Below are 17,921 nucleotides of genomic sequence, written 5' to 3' on the forward strand. Positions count from 1 at the left end.
TCGCGGCCCATTGGAACGACCATGGCAGTACGACCGATTTACCGATAGAAACCCCGGAATGCGGCACACGATTCTCGGCGCGTGCTTGTTCGTCGCAGCCTTCTTCGCGGCGCCTTCGGCAGCGTCCGCCACCGATCCCGGCAGTAGCGCTGCCGCGACGGATACCTCCCACATCGTCGTGACAGCCTTGCGCCGCCCGCTGCCCGCAGACGCCGTGCCCGCCAGCCTGACCGTTCTGACCGGGCAGCAGTTGCAGGCCCGTTCGGTCCGCTCGTTTGCCGATCTGGCGATGATCGAACCCAGCCTCCAGATTTCCGCCTATCAGGGCGAGAGCCAGATCTTCGTGCGCGGGATCGGCGCGGTCACCTTCCTGGGCGGATTTGACAGCAGCATCGCGGTCAATCTCGATGGAGTCTATCTTGGCAGGCCGAGCGCAGCGGCATCGGCGATGTTCGATCTCGACCGGATAGAAATCCTCAAAGGCCCGCAAGGCACACTCTATGGCCGCAACGCCACGGGGGGCGCGATCAATCTGGTGAGCCGCGGCCCCGCGCAGGACTGGCGGGCCGACGGGCGCGTGGCGTTCGGCAACTATGCCCGCGCCGATGCCTTCGCCAGCATTGCCGGCCCGCTGACCGACAGACTGGCAATCCGCTTGTCGGTGGGGAGCAGCAATCACGCCGGCTACACCCGGCTGATCACCGGACGCGATGCAAGTGGCAAGGAACACGTTGATCGCGCCGAGGACCAGCACGACCAGAGCGCCCGCCTGCGGCTGGACTGGCAGGCCCGCAGCAATCTGAAACTTGCCCTCTCCGCCGATGTCAGCCGGGCTGATGACCGCGCCGTGGTGTTCCACTTTGCCGGGTCGGGATATGGCAACAATCCCGTCTTCCTCGCGCGCCTTGCGCAAGGCATCGTCGGCCCGGTCGGAGCGCGCACCATCGCCTCGTCCGTGCTGCCGTTCAACCGGCCGCTGAACTGGGGCCTGATGGCCCGGGCCGAGCTTGATCTGGGGGGCACCATATTGAGCGCGACGGCAGCCTACCGCCAGACGCATCCGAAAAACTTCGACGATCTGTCGAACAGCACCGTGCTGGGCGAAACCCAGTACAAGGAAGAAAACGCCCGGCAATGGAGCATTGACCTGGCGCTGCGCTCGGCGCCTTCGGCCACGCTCACTTACTGGCTCGGCGCCTCGCACTACATCGAGCACAATGCGGTTCGCAACGAGTACTTCTTCCCTTACCTCGTTACGCTTCTGGGCGGCACGGGCAGTGCCGACTGCTGCCTGCTGCGCGCCAACGGCAACCAGCGCACCCTTGCCGATGCGCTGTTTGGCGAGGTTGGCGGCGCGATCCTGCCTCGCACCACAGTCACCGTTGGCGGACGCTGGACGCGCGAACGCCGCCAGGGGAGCAATCTGCTCGATTTCACCGGCCTCCAGACCCTGAACAATTCGGTCCTTGCTCCGGCCGATTTCCGGTCCTTCACACCAAAGGCCGTGATCGACCACAGGCTTTCGGACCGCAGCCATATCTTCGCCTCGGCCACGCGCGGCTACAAGGCAGGCGGGTTCAACCTCGGCTCTGCGCAGAACACGCCGTATGCCCCGGAAAAGATCTGGTCCTATGAATTGGGTGCCAGGTTTGCCGGCCCGAACTGGAACATCGAAGCGAGTGCTTTTCACTACGATTACCGCGACCTTCAGGTGCAGGATGTCGACGCGAATTCCGTGCTCATCCGCAACGCGGCAAACGCAAGGGTCGACGGCGTGGAGCTGGGCCTGCGCGGCGCGAGCGGGCCGCAGTTCCGGTTCGCAGCGCGGGCGACCTGGCTGAACGCGCGCTTTTCGCGCTACGCCACCATCAACACCAAGCAGCCCGGCCTCGGCACGCAAGACCTTGCCGGAAACCCGCTGCCCCAGGCGCCGCGCTGGCGCGTACTGGGCTATGCCGAACGGGATTTTGCGCTGCGTGGCGGCGCCATCCTTCGGCTGCGCGGCGATGCCAGCTGGCAGGACCGGATCTGGTTCACCGCCTTTCGCGATGCGCGTGCCACTCAGGCTGCCTGGTGGTGGTTGAAAGCCCGCGCAACGTGGATCCCCGCGCATGGGCGCTGGCAGGCCACCGCGTTCGTCGACAACCTCACGAACACGCGCGCATTTACCAATATCTCCATCACCGGCGATCTCGACGCGAGCCGTGCGCTCGGCAACATGGCCCCGCCCCGCACGTTCGGGTTGGAGTTCGGCTTCAGTCTTTAGGGTCAGGAGCCCCTACCGGCACGGCAGGGCCAAGCACCCGTGCCACCCATCGGCTGCGTCCGCCTAGATGCCGAGCAGGTCGATCTTGCGCAGCATATCGGCGACCGAAATCGACTTGAGTTTGCGCCCCGCGCTTGAACGATGCATCTTCACCGTGATTTCGGTGATGCCGAGTTCATAGGCGATTTGCTTGTTGAGCAAGCCGCGCGCAACCCCGCGCAAGACATCCGTTTCGCGCGGGGTCAGGCTTTCGCCCAGCCGCCGCACGGTGTTTCGCTCGCCGCCATCCCTGTGCTTTTCACCTTCGGTCCGCAGCGCATGAGACACCACGTCGAGCAGTTCCTGCTGACGAAAGGGCTTTGGCAGGAAGTCGATCGCGCCGGCCTTCATCGCCCTGACGGAGGTGGCGACATCGGCGTGACCGGTGATGAACACGATCGGCACGAACTGGTTCATCTCCCGCAGCTGCGCCTGGAATTCGAGTCCGCCGGTGCCCGGCAGCCGCAAATCCAGCACAAGGCAGCATGGCCGATCGGGTATGCCATGCTGCAGCATCTCCGCGGTGGATTCGAACACGGCCGTTTCAAGGCTCACGGATTCGAACATATCCTGCAGGCTTGCGCGCACGTCGGGATCATCATCCACGACGAGGACAAGCGGCTGCCGCGATGTAAACTGGGCCGATGCTTCCTGCACGAGAGCTGCCCTGACCGTAGCCATGGATCGCCTTTCCGGCCGATCGGCCTTGTATTGAGACGCCAATCTACATCGACTTTGCCCGCAGTGCCAGCCGCCGCGCCCCATACCTCGGTATGGGAAGCCACAGAACAAGAGCTATGCAGCCGCAACACTGCTATCAATTGGCCGCAAAGTAGCCGATGACCACCAGCGGCAACACCGGCCTGGCAATGCCAAGCAACCCCGAACGAGAGGACAATGTTGGTGCCTGGGCCTTCCCCGAAAATGCCGGCCCTAATCGGAATTGTCGACGATGACGATGACGTGCGTGAGGCTTTGGAAGGGATGCTGGAAAGTCACGGCTATCTCACGGCTTCGTTCAAGTCGGCTACCGATTTCCTTAAATCTGCCGATGTCTCGAGTTTCTTCTGCGTCATCACCGACTTCCAGATGCCGGGTCTGACCGGACTCGATCTGATCGATGCGCTGCGGGATTTTGGAATGCCCACGATCATGATCACCGCGTTTGCCACGCCGGTGATCGAACGGCAGGCCCGGAATGCCGGCGTGCGCCTTTTCCTGCGCAAGCCTTTCAATCCCCAGCAGCTTGTTGCCGCGATCAAATCCATTCGCAACGGGATGATGTGAAGCGTCGCCCGCGCGCAGCGGCAGCCACGGAGACTTTGCGCGCAGCAGGGCATACCACGGTAGAGCTGTGCCGAATGCCGGCACCCGATCATGGTGGCGACCAAGACGTCCCGTCGCCAACGGCGGCGCCACCAAGGAATTGCCCCATGCCTTACCACCTCCTGATCGACGGCGCACTGGTCGACGGCACCGATACCATCAACGTCATCGATCCGACGATGGCCCAGCCCTTCGCGCAGTCGCCGCGCGCCAGTGCCGCTCAGGCCGAAGCTGCCATACAGGCCGCCAAGCGCGCTCAACCCGCCTGGGAAGCCTTGGGTTACGAAGGCCGCAGGCCGTACCTTGAACGGTTTGCCGAGGCGATCACCGCCAACCTCGATTCCATTGCAGCAACCCTGACCCGTGAACGCGGCGGCCCGATTGCAGATTGCCGCTTCGAGGTGGGCCGCGCGCGCGATGCCATCGCGCACTTCGCCACGCAGTCTCTGGCCGACCGCGTGCTGCTCGAAACTCCCGGACAGCGCATCGTCGAACAACGCTACGCGCATGGGGTGCTGGTCGCTATCATGCCGTGGAACCGGCCGATGACGCTGCTCTCGTTCAAGCTTGGGCCAGCGCTGATTACCGGGAACACGGTGATCGCCAAGCCCGCCCCCACCACGCCGCTTTCGACCCTTCTCCTCGGCCAGCTGGCTGCCGAAATTTTCCCCGCCGGCGTCTTCCAGACCCTGGTGGATGCCAATGACCTCGGCCCTCTGCTGACCAGCCATCCCGACGTCGCCCACGTCAGCTTCACCGGCTCGACGCCGACCGGCAAAAAGGTGCTGGCGTCGGCCGCCGACACGCTGAAGCGCTTTACCCTGGAACTCGGCGGCAACGACGCAGCCATCGTGCTGGACGACGCCGACATCGCCAAGGTTGCAGACCGCATCTTTGCCGCAGCCTTCATCAATGCAGGCCAGGTCTGCTTTGCCACCAAGCGCGTCTACGCCCCGCGCCGGCATGCAGCCGATCTCGCAGCGGCCCTTGCCGAACGGGCCGCTGCGGCGGTTCTGGGCGATGGTATGGACCCTTCCACCACCATGGGCCCGCTGCAAAACCGCATGCAGTTCGACAAGGTGCTGGACGTGATCGCGTCCGCTCGCGCGCAGGGCGGCCGATTCCTGACCGGCGGCGACGCCACCGGTCAGGGCTACTTCATCCGCCCGGCAATCGTCACCGGTCTGCCCGAGCAGGCGCGGCTGGTTCAGGAGGAACAGTTCGGCCCGGTTCTCCCGGTCCTGGCCTACGAGCATGTGGACGAAGCGGTGGCCGCGGCCAACGCCAGCGACTTCGGGTTGGGCGGCACCATCTGGGGTACAGACACGGACCGGGCCATGGCCGTGGCCAGCCGCATCCAGACCGGCACCATCTGGGTGAACCAGCACATGGCACTGCCCCTGGACGTTCCGTTCGGCGGCGCCAAGCAATCGGGCATAGGTCTCCAGAACGGCCTTCCGGGCATGGAAGACGTCACCCAGTTGCGTGTTCTCAACGCCATTCTGGCGGAATGAGGGGATCGGCGATGGACAACACAACGTTTCGGATCGGCGGCGAACTTGAGGTAAGCCGGCTAGGCTTCGGCGCCATGCGTCTCACCGGGCCAGGCATATGGGGGCAGCCCACCGACCGGGAAGCAGCCCTCGCCACGCTCCGCCGGGTGCCCGAACTGGGCATCAACCTGATCGATACGGCGGACAGTTACGGGCCGGATGTTTCCGAACCGCTGATCCGTGAAGCCCTGCATCCTTACGCCCCCGGCATGCACATCGCCACCAAGGCCGGGCTCCGCAGGCCCGGCCCCGATGCGTGGATGCCGCACGGCGATCCCGACTATCTCATCGCCCAGGCGCGCAGGAGCCTGACGCATCTTGGCGTAGAGCAGATCGATCTGTGGCAACTGCACCGGATTGATCCCAGCGTACCGCGTGACGAGCAGTTTGGCGCCGTTCGTGCCATGATCGACGAAGGGATCATCCGCCATGCCGGGCTCAGTCAGGTAACAGTTGCGGAGATCGAGGCGGCGCAACGGGTCTTTTCGGTCGCGACCGTGCAGAACCGCTTCAATCTTTCCGATCGCTCGAGCGAAAGTGTGCTGGATTATTGCACGCGCCACGCGATTGGATTCATTCCATGGTTTCCGCTCGCGGCAGGGGCGCTGACCGGGCCGGGCTCCGCCCTTGCCGTTATCGCGCAGGCACATGCGGCGACGCCGGGCCAAATTGCCCTCGCCTGGCTGCTGCGTCGCAGTCCCGTCATCTTGCCCATCCCGGGCACCGGGAGCGTGGCGCACCTCGAAGAAAATGCTCGGGCACTGCATATCGTGCTGAGCGACGACGAGTTCGCCAAGCTTGAGGCCACTTACCGCTAAGGTAAGGACCCATTACTAGCGTTGCCGCAAGCCGCGAGGCTGAAAGCCGTCGCGTTTTCCAGAAGAGGCTTCTTACAGCCTGCTCCCCCTACCAAGGGACGGGAAAGACAAACCATCGCAGGCCTGTTCCACCCCTGCAGTTCGGTTCAGACTGGCCCTGTTCGGACCTGCTGCGGTGTAAACCCAGCGCCACCACATTCGGGAACAAGGCCCATGGACCCGGCCGGCAACACCATTTTGATCACCGGCGGACATCCGGCATCGGCCACACCCTTGGCCGAACAGTTCCACCAGCCGGGGCGCTAAACCGCCCCGGCCACCCACCTTCCCCACAACGGAGAATGAAGATGTCCCGCATTGCCATCACCAGCCGTGACCAAGCCCCTGCAGCCGCCCAGCCGACGCTCGATGCCGTGCACAAGCAGCTCGGCTTCACCCCGAACTTCTTTGCCGTGCTGGCCAACAGCCCGGCCGTCCTTGCCGCCCACGGCGCCTTCGACGGTGCGCTCGGCAAGACGCTCGATCTGAAGACCCGCGAAGGGATCGCCCTTGCCACGGCGGCCGTCAACGGGTGCGAATATTGCACCGCCGCCCATACCTATACCGGGCACACCTTCGCCCGTCTCTCGGAGGCCGATATCGCGGCGGCGAAGCGCGGGGAGGCAGCGGACGACAAGCTTGCCGCCGCGCTGCATTTCGCCCGGCGTGTCGCGGAAACGCGCGGCAAGGTTGGCGATGACGACCTGGCGCAACTGCGCGCGGCGGGTTATGGTGATGCCCAGATCCTGGAGATCGTGGCCAACGTCGCCAAGAACTTCCTCACCAATCTCATCAACAACGTGGCGCAGACCGACGTCGACTTTCCGGCGATCACCGCCAACGCAGCCGCCTGAAAAGGTACATGGCCAGGGCGGCGGACGAACGGCGAAAGCCGCCCTATACTCTCGTGTGATTGCGCTGCGGCTGCATCGTGTGGTTCGTTTACACGCAGCGGACGCCGCCGCCGCGGCACTTGCTCCAACGGAACACGAAGGCTGACGCGTCATGAGCCAATCCGATTTCGAACTCTCCCGTCGCCAGGTGGTAGGCGGGGCAGCCCTCTCACTCGGGCTCGCGCTATTTCCTGATCCCGCAATGGCGGCCGTACTCCAAGACGCCGCATCAAAAGGACACATGACCATGGGAACGATCAAGGTCGCAGACGGCACGGAAATCTTCTTCAAGGACTGGGGCCCGAAAGGCGCGCAGCCGATTGTGTTTCACCACGGCTGGCCGCTCAGTGCGGACGACTGGGACGCCCAGATGCTCTACTTCCTGGCCCAGGGCTATCGGGTGATCGCCCATGATCGCCGCGGCCACGGCCGCTCCACCCAGACCGATACGGGCAACGACATGGACACTTACGTGGCCGATGTCATCGCGCTGACCGATCACCTGGATCTGCGCAACGCTGTGCATATCGGTCATTCGACCGGCGGCGGAGAGGCGGCACGCTACGTCGCCCGCGCCAAGCCAGGACGCGTTGCCAAGGCCATTCTCGTCGGGGCCGTCCCGCCGATCATGGTACAGTCTGCCAATAACCCCGGCGGCACCCCGATGTCGGTATTCGACGGCTTTCGCACCGCGCTTGCAGCCAACCGCGCGCAGTTCTACCTCGATGTGGCGAGTGGTCCGTTCTACGGCTTCAACCGCCCGGGGGCCAAAATCTATCCCGGCACGATCCAGAACTGGTGGCGGCAAGGCATGATTGGCGGCGCCAAGGCGCACTACGATTGCATCAAGGCATTTTCGGAAACCGATTTTACCAAGGACCTGCAGGCAATCGACGTTCCCACGCTCGTGCTGCACGGCGATGACGATCAGGTTGTCCCGATCGCGGATTCCGCGCAGCTTGCCATCAAGTTGCTGCGCAAGGGCCAGCTGAAGGTGTACCCGGGCTTTCCGCACGGCATGCTGACGGTTCACGCCGATGTGCTCAATCCCGATATGCTGGCCTTTATCAAGGCCTGATCCCCGAAACCGGAACGCTGCGCCGGAAAGGCCGCTCTCATCACGAGGGCGGCTTTTTCGCGCGCACGCGGCGCGCTGTGGCCTGAGATAAAATGCCTTCGTGCGGCGAAGTCGCGCTCCAGCCGTTCGGTGGCGATACTGGCCCGTTCGAAATCCGATCTCGGAGATGGAAAATGCCGGGCGGCCCCCAGGAGGGGGGGAGCTTCGGGGCCGCCCGACAAGGTTGGGACCACATCAGGCCCTGGGAGTGCCAATAGCGGGATCGGGAGAGTTGGCACTGCATCGATTCCGGATCGATGCCATGATGATGCGTTAGTTTCGGCGCGGAGGCTATCACGCGGAAGTATATACGATGCCTTGCCGAACCATACCGAGGTGCTGCTCCATCCGCCACGCCTGCCCCATCGTCAGGTCGCCGCATCCTTGCGCCGGCGGCAGTAGCTTTGTTCCGCAACACCGATCCGGGCGGCAGGCGCCTGCCATCGCCGCCCTGCACCGACACCAACTTTGCCCCACACGGTCTCAGGCCTGACGCGCAACGTCCACAAAAATCCAGCCGCCTTCGACCTTGACCGGATAGACGCGCACGTCCTTGTCAACGATGCCGCCCTGCGCCTTTCCAGTCTTTACGTCGAAGAAGCCCGCATGCAGCGGGCATTCGACGAGGCACCCCTCCTGGAAACCGTTGGTGAGAAGCGCGAAAGCGTGCGTGCAGACATTGTCGATGGCAAAATATTCGCCGTTCACTTCGAAAACACCGATCTTGATCCCGCCGATCGTCCCCGAAAAGGGCCGCCCGTCGGATACTGCCGAGGTTTCCGCAATTCTTTGCCAGCCCTTCATCAGATCCGGTTCCATCGGGTCACGCTTCTTCGAGTGTCTTGGGGGACGTGATCGCACGCCACGGCTGATCCGCAGCGATGGTGGCTGCGCGCGGCATGATCTGCGAAAAATCGAGTCCGCCGCCCGGAGCGCACGCTGGGACCTTGCCGTCGATATATTCCCGGACCGCGCGCAACAAGCCGCGGCGTACGCGGATCACGAACTGGTCGCTCGACGAGAGATATTCCTTTCCGCGATCGGCAAGCGGCCCCTGACTGACCTGCGTTGCGAAATCCTCGGCGACAAGCTGGCGAAATCCGGTCCAATGGCCCTTCTTCATCAATTCCCGATCCTGGCCCCAATGCTCCTCGGCAGATCCGATCGGTGCGAAGGCATCGGGATCGCCGACCTGCGCTCGGGCGCCGTCGAGCCCTGCCTCGGTGTAGGGATTGAAGCGCACGAAGAACTGCATCATGTGAGTATCGTCGGTCGGCGCGACGAAGATCGCTGTGCGATCGCCATAGGGAGGATTTTCGGGCGGTATCATCCCGAACCAGGGCAGCACGAACTCGGTGACGCGAACATACTTCTGCTCGTCGCCGATATGGCGCGTTGCCGAGGCCGTGTAGCCATAGGGCCGATCCTCGAATTCATATTCGACCGCCGTTGACTTGCGCGTCGACGACATGCCCTTGGCCCACTCCTGCTGCATCCAGCTCTGGTGAAGCACGCCGACGTGGGACGAATCGATCGTCCCCTCGACCCCCTGCACCCAGTTCGCGTCGAGCGGCTGGCACATGACGCTGTAACGGTCCGGCGCCAAGTTCATGAAAGGCAGATTCCAGAATTCAGGCTCCTCGCCGCTTCCAAGCCAGACCCAGATGATGCCAGCCGCCTCGCGCACCGGATAATGTTTGAGCGGCACCGTCGCGGCGAAAGCCGCGCTGTTGTCCCCTTCCGTCGGGACCTCGAGAACTTTGCCGTCGACGCCGAAACGCCAGCCGTGAAAGATGCAGGTGAGCGAGCAATCCCGGTTGACGCCCAGCGCCAGGCTTACCCCGCGGTGCGGGCAGGCTTCGTCAAGAAAGCCGACCCGGCCATCGGTCGCCCGGAAAGCCACAAAGTTCTCGCCAAGCAGGCGCACGCGGACCGGCGCTCCGTCGGCCTCAAGCCGCGCGGCGCGGAGTGCAGGCAGCCAGAAATGCTTGCGCAGCATACCGCCCATGGGAGCGTCGCCCTCGACCAAGCACATCAGCTCATTCTGCTCTTTGCTCAGCATTTCCGTCTCCCTCGTGCCCCGAGCGCTTTGTGCGCGGTAGCAAATCACCATCCAACAAACTTCTATTTAATTTTTCCGTTAGGTCAATAACAACATATTACGTCGACCAAAAATATCACTTTAATGCAACCTTCCCGTCGCAGAGCGTCAATCGAAGGGCCGTTTTCTCGCCCTTTTCGTCAGCTTGACCCCCTTACCTGGAATGGCCTAGACTCGGATCGGCGGCCAAAACCCGAAGTGACCCGTCGCGAACGGACCGGATTGGATCAATATGAGCATAGCCCTTGACGCGGCGACCGAAAAAGCCAGGGCCCCGCGCAAGCGGCGTGAGCAAAAGCGGGCGGTCGAAACGCGCGAACGCATTATCCGTGCTGCGGGCGCAGAGTTCGCCGCAAAGGGCTTCGATGGTGCGGCCACCCGGTCGATAGCGGCTGCAGCCGGTGTCCAGCATACCCTGGTCACTTACCACTTCGGGGGCAAGGAAGGTCTCTGGCAGGAAACGCTTCGCTTCTACTCGCACGAGCGGTTCGAGCAGCTTCAGTCAAGGTTGGACGGGCTTCGGGGGGTTGGCGCCGCGACCAAGCTCTACCTCTACATGGATGATTTCGTACGCTATTCGGCCGAGTGCCCGGAGTTTGCCTGGATCATGGGCAATGTCGCGGCAAAACCCAACCCGCAGCTTGAATGGCTATTTGAAACTCAGCTCAGCCGCGGTTTTTCCGCCGTGGAAACGATGATCGAGGGCGCACAGAAAACGGGCCATTTCGTGGATGGCGAGCCCCGATATCTTTATTATCTTTTCATCGGCACGGTGACGCGCATCTTCATGCTGTCGGCGGAGGTCGAGAAAATGCTCGGCCGGTCACCGTTCGACCCCGACTTTGTGGCTATGCATGCGAAGACATGTCTTGGGCTGTTCTTTCGCAACCAGCCCAGTCTTGAGCCCTATTGAAGCCGCCCCTCGTATCAGCCGCGCGCCGCCCTGTAGCCCGAGTAGCCCGGCTGATCTATTGCGAGCCGGTCGAGAGTAGTCTCCCGCAGGATCTCGCGCACCTCCGGGTTGCCCAAGGCATCCGCATCGGCCGCAATGAGGTCGCACAGGTCATCGCGCAATTCGCCAAGGAGGCCGCTTCTACCCAGCGCTGCTTCGAGGCGCCGTTGCTCTGCTGCCTCGGCGACAGCACGCTGCGCGATTTCACGGCCAACAAGATCGAGCGCATTGACCGTCACTCGAACATTGAACGCATCGCCGGCACTCAATCTCGGCAACAGATCGTCGCGAAGGAAGCGGGTAGCTGCCGCGAGAATATCGGGGACGGCGGGGAGGCTGTCATGGGTCATTGCAGCACCAACAGTTCGTCGAGGATGTCGATTTCGGCTTCTGAGGATCGCCGGCCGATCATCGCGCGTTCGATGCTCGGAAGTACATCCGACCCTTGTGGAAGAGACATCTCGATGCAGCCGATACCCCAGTTGAGCGAGCCGAATATCCGCCAGAATGCCAGATCTGCGGGCGCGATCTCCACGCCGCCTTCCCGGATGTATCCGGCAAGGAGATCCGCCTCGGTGCCAAGACCGCCGACAGGTAGGGACCGATTTCCGAAGCGCCAGCTATTGACCGTAAGCCACCCGAGATCCTCGGCAGGATCCCCGACATGCGCCATCTCCCAGTCGAGCACGGCGGCGACGCCGTTCGTGTCGATGATCAGGTTGCCAAGACGAAAGTCGCCGTGCACGAGCGCCGGTCCGCGCGTCGCGTCATGGGTCGGCATGTTATCCTCCAGCCAGCGGAACGCAGCTTCGAAGACCGGGCGGCGGAAGGCGAGCCGGCGATAAAGCATCCTTAGCCGTTCGAGCTTTGCACGGGGGGGCAGGTGCGGCAGGCCAGCGACACTCCGCATGTCCGCCTGGTGAAGCCGCGCGAGGATCGCGCCGCACTCGGCCGCCAAGCGTGGCCGTACTTCGCTGAAGGCCGGGTCGCGCTGAATCCGACGGGGAATCGTCTCGCCTTCGACCCGCTCGGATATGAACCCCCGGCCGAGGCCGTCGCTTGGCACCAGCACGTGACGCACGGCGGGTACCGGAACCCCGGCGCGCTTTGCCGCCGCGATCGCGGCGGCTTCGCATTCGGGGCCGATCGCATTATCGAGAAGCGGGGCATCTTCCGGAAGCCTGCGAAGAACATAGGCACGGCGTTCGGCGGCGGCATCTGCCGCGACAAAAGCCCAGCTTTGCTGGCTTGCCCCCCCTGTAAGGCGGGTCAAGGAGTGTCGATCGAGTGCGCCTAGCCGGGCGCGCTCCAGGAGCGGGCTCAGCAAAGCCGCGAGCTTGTCTTGCTCGGCGGAGGCTCCCTGCTCTAGCGCCGCCACCGCCTCGGCCGCATTATCCCGCGTTGTCGCCGGCTGCCCGGTCATCGCAAGCACACCACGAGCTTGCCTTTCGCCTCGCGCGACGCGAGACGCACTAGGGCGCCTGCCGCATCCTCCAGCGAGACAAGCTCCGAGATTGCCGGGCGGATGTGCCCTTCCCCGTACAAGGTGAACAGTTCCTCGATATTCTCGGCGGATGCAGCTGGTTCCTTCTCGGTGAACGCGCCGTAGAACACACCGATGGCCGACGCGCCCTTGAGCAGTGGCAGATTGAGCGGCAAAGCAGGAATGCCAGCCGGAAATCCGACCACAAGGTGACGACCGCCCCAATCGAGCGACCGGAAGGCGGCCTCGGCGTAGCTGCCACCGACCCCATCGTAGACGACATCGAAACCGGACGCGGGGGCTGCCTCGCGGAACAGGCTTGCCAGTGCCCGGCTATCGTCGACCTTCGAGGGATAAACAAGGCCGCTGTCCGCGCCCTTGCCAAGCGCAAAAGCGACCTTGAGCGGGCTGGATGCAGCCGCGACAACGTAAGCGCCCATGGCTTTCGCCAGTTCGACCGCCGCGATCCCGACTCCGCCTGCCGCGCCCAGCACGAGAAGGCTTTCTCCCCGCTTCAGAGCGGCACGTTGCTTCAACGCATGGTAGGATGTGCCGTAGGTCCCCAGAAATGCTGCCCCTTCGGAGAAGGGCATGGCATCCGGCAGTCGCACGCACTTACCGGCCGGGCAGGTGACCTGCTCGGCCATGCCGTTCCAACCGGTCAAGCCGATCACGCGGTCGCCCGCGCGGTGATCGGTTACGGCCACCCCGACGCGCCGGATCACGCCGGCGACCTCGCCGCCGGGTGCAAATGGCCGCTGCGGCCGGAACTGATACTTATCCTCGATCAGCAGAAGATCGGGGTAATTGATGCCGCAGGCGTGGACGTCGATCACGACATCGCCGGGTCCGCATTCCGGATCGTCGATGGTTTCGACGGTCAAGCTGTCGGGTCCGCCGGGAGTGCGGCTGAGAAGCGCGCGCATCATGCCTCCTTCAAGGTTGCGGGCTGGCGCAGCGCTGCGGCCGCCCGAAGAAAATGGATCGCCGCCCACAAGGCGAAAGGTTGCAAGGCAAGCAGTCCGCCACCGAGCGCGCGTGCGCCAAGCGAGGGTTCGAGAAGATCGCTGATCGCGCCTGCCAGCACCGGACCAGAACCAAAGCCGATGACCGTGTAACTGGCGACAAGACAGGCGGCCGCCGTAGCGCGGCGTTCGGCCCCGGCAGCGATCTGCACCGCCGCAATCGACGGTCCGAGCCAGCAGACCGAAAAGCTCGACTGCAGAACGAGTCCGGCGAGCGCCAGTTTGAGCGTCGATGCAAGAAGGAGCACCACGGACGCCGGGATAGCTGCTACGCACCCGATTACCGCTATCCATTGCAGCCAGGCGCGGTTCCGACGTGCAAGGCGGCTCGCTATCCAGCCAACAGCGATATTGGTCGCAATCGCGGGCACGCCTGCCAGCACGGCAAAATAGAGGCCAGCCTCGGCGGCTGTAATCGAGAATTTGCGCATCAGAAAAGCGGGGCCAAAGGACAGGAAGGCAGCGCTTGCCATGGCGTAGAGGATGGCGCCCAGGATCGTGTTGCGCGTGGCTCGTTGCGCGAAAATGGCCCGAAAGGCCGCCCCGGCGTTTTCTTGCGCGCGCGGCACAGAGATTGCGGCGTTGCGCGGATCGCGAACCATCAGGCGAAGCGCCAGCACCAGGAGCAGTCCCGGCGCGCCCACGATCAGCAGCGCGGCACGCCAGCCGTGTTTTTCGGCAAGCAGCCCGCCAAGGGGAAGCGCAACGAGACCGCCAGCCAGGGCGCCGGCGGCGTAGATGCCGGTGGCGAAGGGACGCCGCGTCTCGTCGAAGATATCCGAAATCAGGCTGTGCGAGGCCGGCTGGCAACCCGACTCGGCCAATCCGATACCCATGCGCAAAAACAGGAGTTGCAGATAGGAGGTCACGAGGCCGCAAATCATCGTCAGCACGCTCCACATCGCGAGCGCCACCGCGAGAATGGCGACACGGTTTCGGGTTTCGGCGAGACGGGCGATCGCGAGGCTTCCGAAGCCATAGAAAAGGGTGAATGCGAGCCCCGACAGCATGCCCAGCTGCCAGTCCTGAAGCTGGAATTCAGTTTTTATAGGATCAAACAGGATCGCTATGATCATACGGTCGACATTGCAAACAACGAGAACGAGGGTCAGGACGGCAAGCGCTCCGTAGGCAGCGCCCCCCTCGCCCATCTCATCTCCCTGCGCCATATCGCCTCCCCTCGTCGCAGCCGTTTCGCTCGATCGATGACGCGAAGCGATCTAGACAATTATTTTCCTTTTGGATAGTCTAATGCCAACAAACATATCATGTCGGAATAATTTTTGACCGATGGGGAGAGACAATGCTTGGTCAAGGGACGGCGGCAAGCGACCTGCCGACTGGGGGCTCCGGCACCTCCGTGCTGCTCGTCGGCGGTGGGCAGGCAAGCTGGATGGTCGCCAAGGCGCTACGCCGCGATGGATTCGCCGACCGCATTACCCTTGTCGGCGAGGAGCCTCATCCCCCCTATGAGCGGCCTCCGCTGTCGAAAGGGATACTCTTGGGATCCATGGCAGCTGACGATGCCTATTTGGGATCGCCGAGCGACCTGGCGGACCTCGGCGTCACCTGGATTATCGACAAGGTGGTCACCGTCGATCGCGCGTCTCGCAGCGTCCGAACCGAAGGCGGCTCTGTGCTGGCTTGGGATCATCTTGTGCTTGCGACGGGCGGGCGCGCGCGAGCCCTGAACATACCAGGTGCGCACCTTGACGGCGTGTTTTCGCTGCGCACGCTTGCTGATGCCTCTCGTCTGAAGGTGAGCCTCGTGCCTGGGCGGCGGCTCGTCGTCGCTGGCGGCGGCTGGATCGGCCTCGAAGTCGCGGCTTCGGCGCGAATGGCCGGGCTCGATGTAACCGTTATCGAGGCTGCTCCGCGCCTTTGCACGCGCGGTCTGCCCGAGGCGCCGGCCACCTTCCTTCTCGAACTTCATCGCGCGCGAGGCACCCATATCCGTTGCAACGAGACTCTCAGCGCCATTGCAGGCACCGGCTGCGTGGAAGAGGTTGTGCTGGGCAGCGGAGAGCGGCTGCCCGCCGATCTTGTGCTGGTCGGAATCGGTATGCTTCCCAATATCGATCTGGCGGCCCGGGCGGGGATCGAAACCGCGTCCGGAATCCTCGTGGATGCCGATGGACGGACGTGTGATCCCGCCATCTTCGCTGCGGGCGACGTCGCCGAAGAGCGGGGCGCGAAATCGCGGACCGAATCCTGGGCCAATGCCAATGAGCAGGCAGAGGTCGCCGCCGCCGCGATCCTCGGCTTGCCGAGACCCGAACGATCGCCAGCCTGGTTCTGGTCGGATCAGTATGATGTTAATGTGCAGATCCTCGGCACGGTCGCCGGAGCCGAAAGCGTCGCGGTCGCAACTCCGGAGAGGGGCGAGGGAAGCTGGTGCTATTTTGACGAAGGCCGCCTTTCCGGCCTTGTTGCGGTCAACCGTCCGCGCGACGTGCAGGTGGTCCGGCGCCTGCTCCAGCGCGGCTACCTGATCGATGCAGGCACGCTGGCAGCTGTAGGTAACGACCTCGCGCTACTGCTCAAATCGCCGCCACCTCCCGGTCCAAGCTCCGGCTGTTGAACTGTCTGCAGGAACATTGTCATGACATACGCCCCCACCCACCCCGATTCCGCGCCGTCCGCAGCAACCATCCCGACCGTCAGCGGCTTGATCGCGCGCCAGGCCGAAGCCGCTCCCGACCGGACCGCCTTGAAATTCGAGGGCGAGAGCCTGAGTTATGCCTCGCTTGCCGACATGGTGAGGAGGACGGCGGCTGCCCTGCACGCCGACGGTGTCCGCGGAGGCCATCATATCGCCTATCTCGGCAAGAACCACCCGGCCTATTTTGTGCTGCTCTACGCCGCGTCCCGTCTCGGCGCGGTGATGGTACCGGTCAGCTGGCGCCTGGCCGAGCCCGAGATCGAATATATCCTCGCCGACACCGGCGCGACGCTGCTGTTCGCCGATGAGGAAATGGCACAGACTGCCGCCTTGGTCGGCCTGCGTCTGCCGTTCCTGCAGAAGATCGCCACGCTGCCCGGCGGGGGCCGCGCGGCGGGGTTGGCCGACTATATCGAACATGTCGGCGCGCACCATGAAGTCCCGCCGATCGACCGGCCCGACACGGTCTTTCTGCAGCTATACACGTCGGGCACGACGGGCAGACCCAAGGGCGTGATGCTGACCGCCCGCAACATCTTCGCGATGCGCGTCCGCTGCGCCGAAGCGGGTATCGAGTGGGACCTGTGGGGAGACGACGAAGTCGCGCTGATAGCCATGCCCATCTCGCATATCGGCGGAACGGGCTACGGGCTGATGTCACTCTATCATGGGGCAAGCGGTCTTGTAGTGCGGGAATTTTCGCCCGAGATCGTGCTCGAGAGCATTCGCGAAGAGCGAGTGAGCAAATTCTTCATCGTGCCGACGGCGCTGCAGATCCTTGTGCGGCATCCCGAGGCGCAGACGACCGACTTTTCCCGCGTCCGCCACATCCTCTACGGCGCTTCGCCGATGCCGTTGCCGCTGCTCAAGGAGGCGATCGAGGTCATCGGGGCCGGGCTTGTCCAGCAATATGGCATGACCGAAACTGCCGGCACGGTCGTAGCTCTCGGCGCTGAGGATCACGATCCGGAGGGCAACCGGCGCATGATGTCCGCAGGCAAGGCTCTGCCGGGAGTCGAGATCCGGATCGTCGACGACGCGGGCGGAATACTGCCCGCGGGAGCAATCGGTGAAATCTTGGTCCGGTCTGACGCCAACATGCACGGATACTGGCATCTCCCGGAGGCAACAGCGCATACCGTGGACAGTGAGAACTGGCTTCGGACCGGCGACGCGGGCTATCTCGATGACGACGGCTATCTCTTCATCTGCGACCGGGTGAAGGACATGGTCTGCAGCGGAGGCGAGAATGTCTACCCGGCCGAAGTCGAAGCCGTGCTCTACGGGCATCCGTCCGTTGCGGAGGCCGCCGTCATCGGCGTGCCGGACGCTAAATGGGGTGAAGCCGTAAAGGCCATTATTGTCCCAACAGCGGGACGCGCGATCGACGAGGCGGAATTGATCGCTTTCACCCGTGCCTCGCTTGCCGCGTTCAAGGCGCCCAAAAGCATCGACGTCGTCGATGCCCTGCCCCGCAATGCCTCGGGCAAGGTATTGAAGAAGAATTTGCGCGAGCCCTATTGGCAGGGTTTCGATCGCCGCGTGAATTAGCGGTAGCCGACAACAGGCCCGTTCCCAGACTTTCACGTTTCAGACCGCTGCGCACCACCGCATCGATCGCCGCACGATGAAACGCCCCGGCCGCGC

Annotated in this window: 16 protein-coding genes; 9 read left to right on the plus strand and 7 right to left on the minus strand. The window is 63.7% G+C overall.

Annotated elements, in window-relative coordinates:
• Positions 1-58 precede the first annotated feature (58 nt).
• Positions 59-2,266: a TonB-dependent receptor gene (locus EH199_RS02905; protein WP_190287094.1), complete on the plus strand. Its 2,208-nt coding sequence runs from the start codon at positions 59-61 to the stop codon at positions 2,264-2,266.
• A 63-nt stretch (positions 2,267-2,329) separates the two neighbouring features.
• Here the strand turns inward: EH199_RS02905 and EH199_RS02910 are convergent, their stop codons facing one another.
• Positions 2,330-2,986 (minus strand): response regulator transcription factor, encoded by a 657-nt coding sequence (locus EH199_RS02910; RefSeq protein WP_124807877.1) that lies wholly within the window; start codon positions 2,984-2,986, stop codon positions 2,330-2,332.
• A 243-nt stretch (positions 2,987-3,229) separates the two neighbouring features.
• Here EH199_RS02910 and EH199_RS02915 point away from each other — a divergent pair, with 243 nt between their 5' ends.
• The 5 genes from EH199_RS02915 to EH199_RS02935 all read left to right on the plus strand — a co-directional run bounded on the left by EH199_RS02915 (position 3,230) and on the right by EH199_RS02935 (position 8,012).
• Positions 3,230-3,592 (plus strand): response regulator transcription factor, encoded by a 363-nt coding sequence (locus EH199_RS02915; protein WP_190287095.1) that lies wholly within the window; start codon positions 3,230-3,232, stop codon positions 3,590-3,592.
• A gap of 74 nt (positions 3,593-3,666) precedes the next feature.
• Positions 3,667-5,145 carry an aldehyde dehydrogenase family protein gene (locus tag EH199_RS02920; protein WP_370449651.1) on the plus strand — a complete coding sequence of 493 codons (1,479 nt, stop codon included), beginning with the start codon at positions 3,667-3,669 and terminating at the stop codon, positions 5,143-5,145.
• Between the two features lie 11 nt (positions 5,146-5,156).
• A complete protein-coding gene (locus EH199_RS02925; RefSeq protein ID WP_223806440.1) occupies positions 5,157-6,002 on the plus strand; it encodes an aldo/keto reductase in 846 nt (281 codons plus the stop codon).
• Positions 6,003-6,349: 347 nt separating this feature from the next.
• The gene (locus EH199_RS02930) at positions 6,350-6,895 is read left to right on the plus strand and encodes a carboxymuconolactone decarboxylase family protein (protein WP_124807762.1); all 546 of its coding nucleotides are present in this window, start codon (positions 6,350-6,352) and stop codon (positions 6,893-6,895) included.
• A 286-nt stretch (positions 6,896-7,181) separates the two neighbouring features.
• Positions 7,182-8,012, plus strand: a complete 831-nt coding sequence (locus EH199_RS02935) for an alpha/beta fold hydrolase (RefSeq protein WP_124807879.1) — start codon at positions 7,182-7,184, stop codon at positions 8,010-8,012.
• 522 nt (positions 8,013-8,534) lie between these two features.
• Here the strand turns inward: EH199_RS02935 and EH199_RS02940 are convergent.
• Together EH199_RS02940 and EH199_RS02945 are read right to left on the minus strand one after the other, a co-directional pair.
• A complete protein-coding gene (locus tag EH199_RS02940; protein ID WP_124807763.1) occupies positions 8,535-8,855 on the minus strand; it encodes a non-heme iron oxygenase ferredoxin subunit in 321 nt (106 codons plus the stop codon).
• A gap of 19 nt (positions 8,856-8,874) precedes the next feature.
• On the minus strand, positions 8,875-10,113 hold the full coding sequence (locus tag EH199_RS02945) for a Rieske 2Fe-2S domain-containing protein (RefSeq protein WP_124807880.1): 1,239 nt from the start codon (positions 10,111-10,113) through the stop codon (positions 8,875-8,877).
• Between the two features lie 271 nt (positions 10,114-10,384).
• On the opposite strand from EH199_RS02945, the gene EH199_RS02950 reads away from it, so the two are divergent.
• On the plus strand, positions 10,385-11,065 hold the full coding sequence (locus EH199_RS02950) for a TetR/AcrR family transcriptional regulator (protein WP_124807764.1): 681 nt from the start codon (positions 10,385-10,387) through the stop codon (positions 11,063-11,065).
• A gap of 14 nt (positions 11,066-11,079) precedes the next feature.
• Here EH199_RS02950 and EH199_RS02955 read toward each other — a convergent pair whose 3' ends face one another.
• From EH199_RS02955 to EH199_RS02970, 4 genes are all read right to left on the minus strand, one after another.
• Positions 11,080-11,454, minus strand: coding sequence for a DUF6285 domain-containing protein (locus tag EH199_RS02955; protein ID WP_124807765.1), 375 nt, complete (start codon positions 11,452-11,454; stop codon positions 11,080-11,082).
• Entirely contained in the window at positions 11,451-12,527 is a 1,077-nt protein-coding gene (locus tag EH199_RS02960) for a phosphotransferase family protein (RefSeq protein WP_124807766.1), read from the minus strand. Before EH199_RS02960 ends, EH199_RS02955 begins: the two co-directional genes overlap by 4 nt.
• Positions 12,524-13,423 (minus strand): NADPH:quinone oxidoreductase family protein, encoded by a 900-nt coding sequence (locus EH199_RS02965; RefSeq protein ID WP_370449652.1) that lies wholly within the window; start codon positions 13,421-13,423, stop codon positions 12,524-12,526. The genes EH199_RS02960 and EH199_RS02965 overlap by 4 nt, the downstream gene beginning before the upstream one ends.
• 89 nt (positions 13,424-13,512) lie before the next feature.
• Positions 13,513-14,781, minus strand: coding sequence for an MFS transporter (locus EH199_RS02970; RefSeq protein WP_124807767.1), 1,269 nt, complete (start codon positions 14,779-14,781; stop codon positions 13,513-13,515).
• Between the two features lie 191 nt (positions 14,782-14,972).
• Here EH199_RS02970 and EH199_RS02975 point away from each other — a divergent pair, with 191 nt between their 5' ends.
• Positions 14,973-16,193 (plus strand): NAD(P)/FAD-dependent oxidoreductase, encoded by a 1,221-nt coding sequence (locus EH199_RS02975; protein WP_190287099.1) that lies wholly within the window; start codon positions 14,973-14,975, stop codon positions 16,191-16,193.
• Positions 16,194-16,214: 21 nt separating this feature from the next.
• Positions 16,215-17,825 carry a long-chain-fatty-acid--CoA ligase gene (locus tag EH199_RS02980; RefSeq protein WP_124807769.1) on the plus strand — a complete coding sequence of 537 codons (1,611 nt, stop codon included), beginning with the start codon at positions 16,215-16,217 and terminating at the stop codon, positions 17,823-17,825.
• The last annotated feature ends 96 nt before the right edge of the window (positions 17,826-17,921 follow it).

The organism is Novosphingobium sp. LASN5T, from assembly GCF_003856955.1.
GTDB lineage: Bacteria > Pseudomonadota > Alphaproteobacteria > Sphingomonadales > Sphingomonadaceae > Novosphingobium.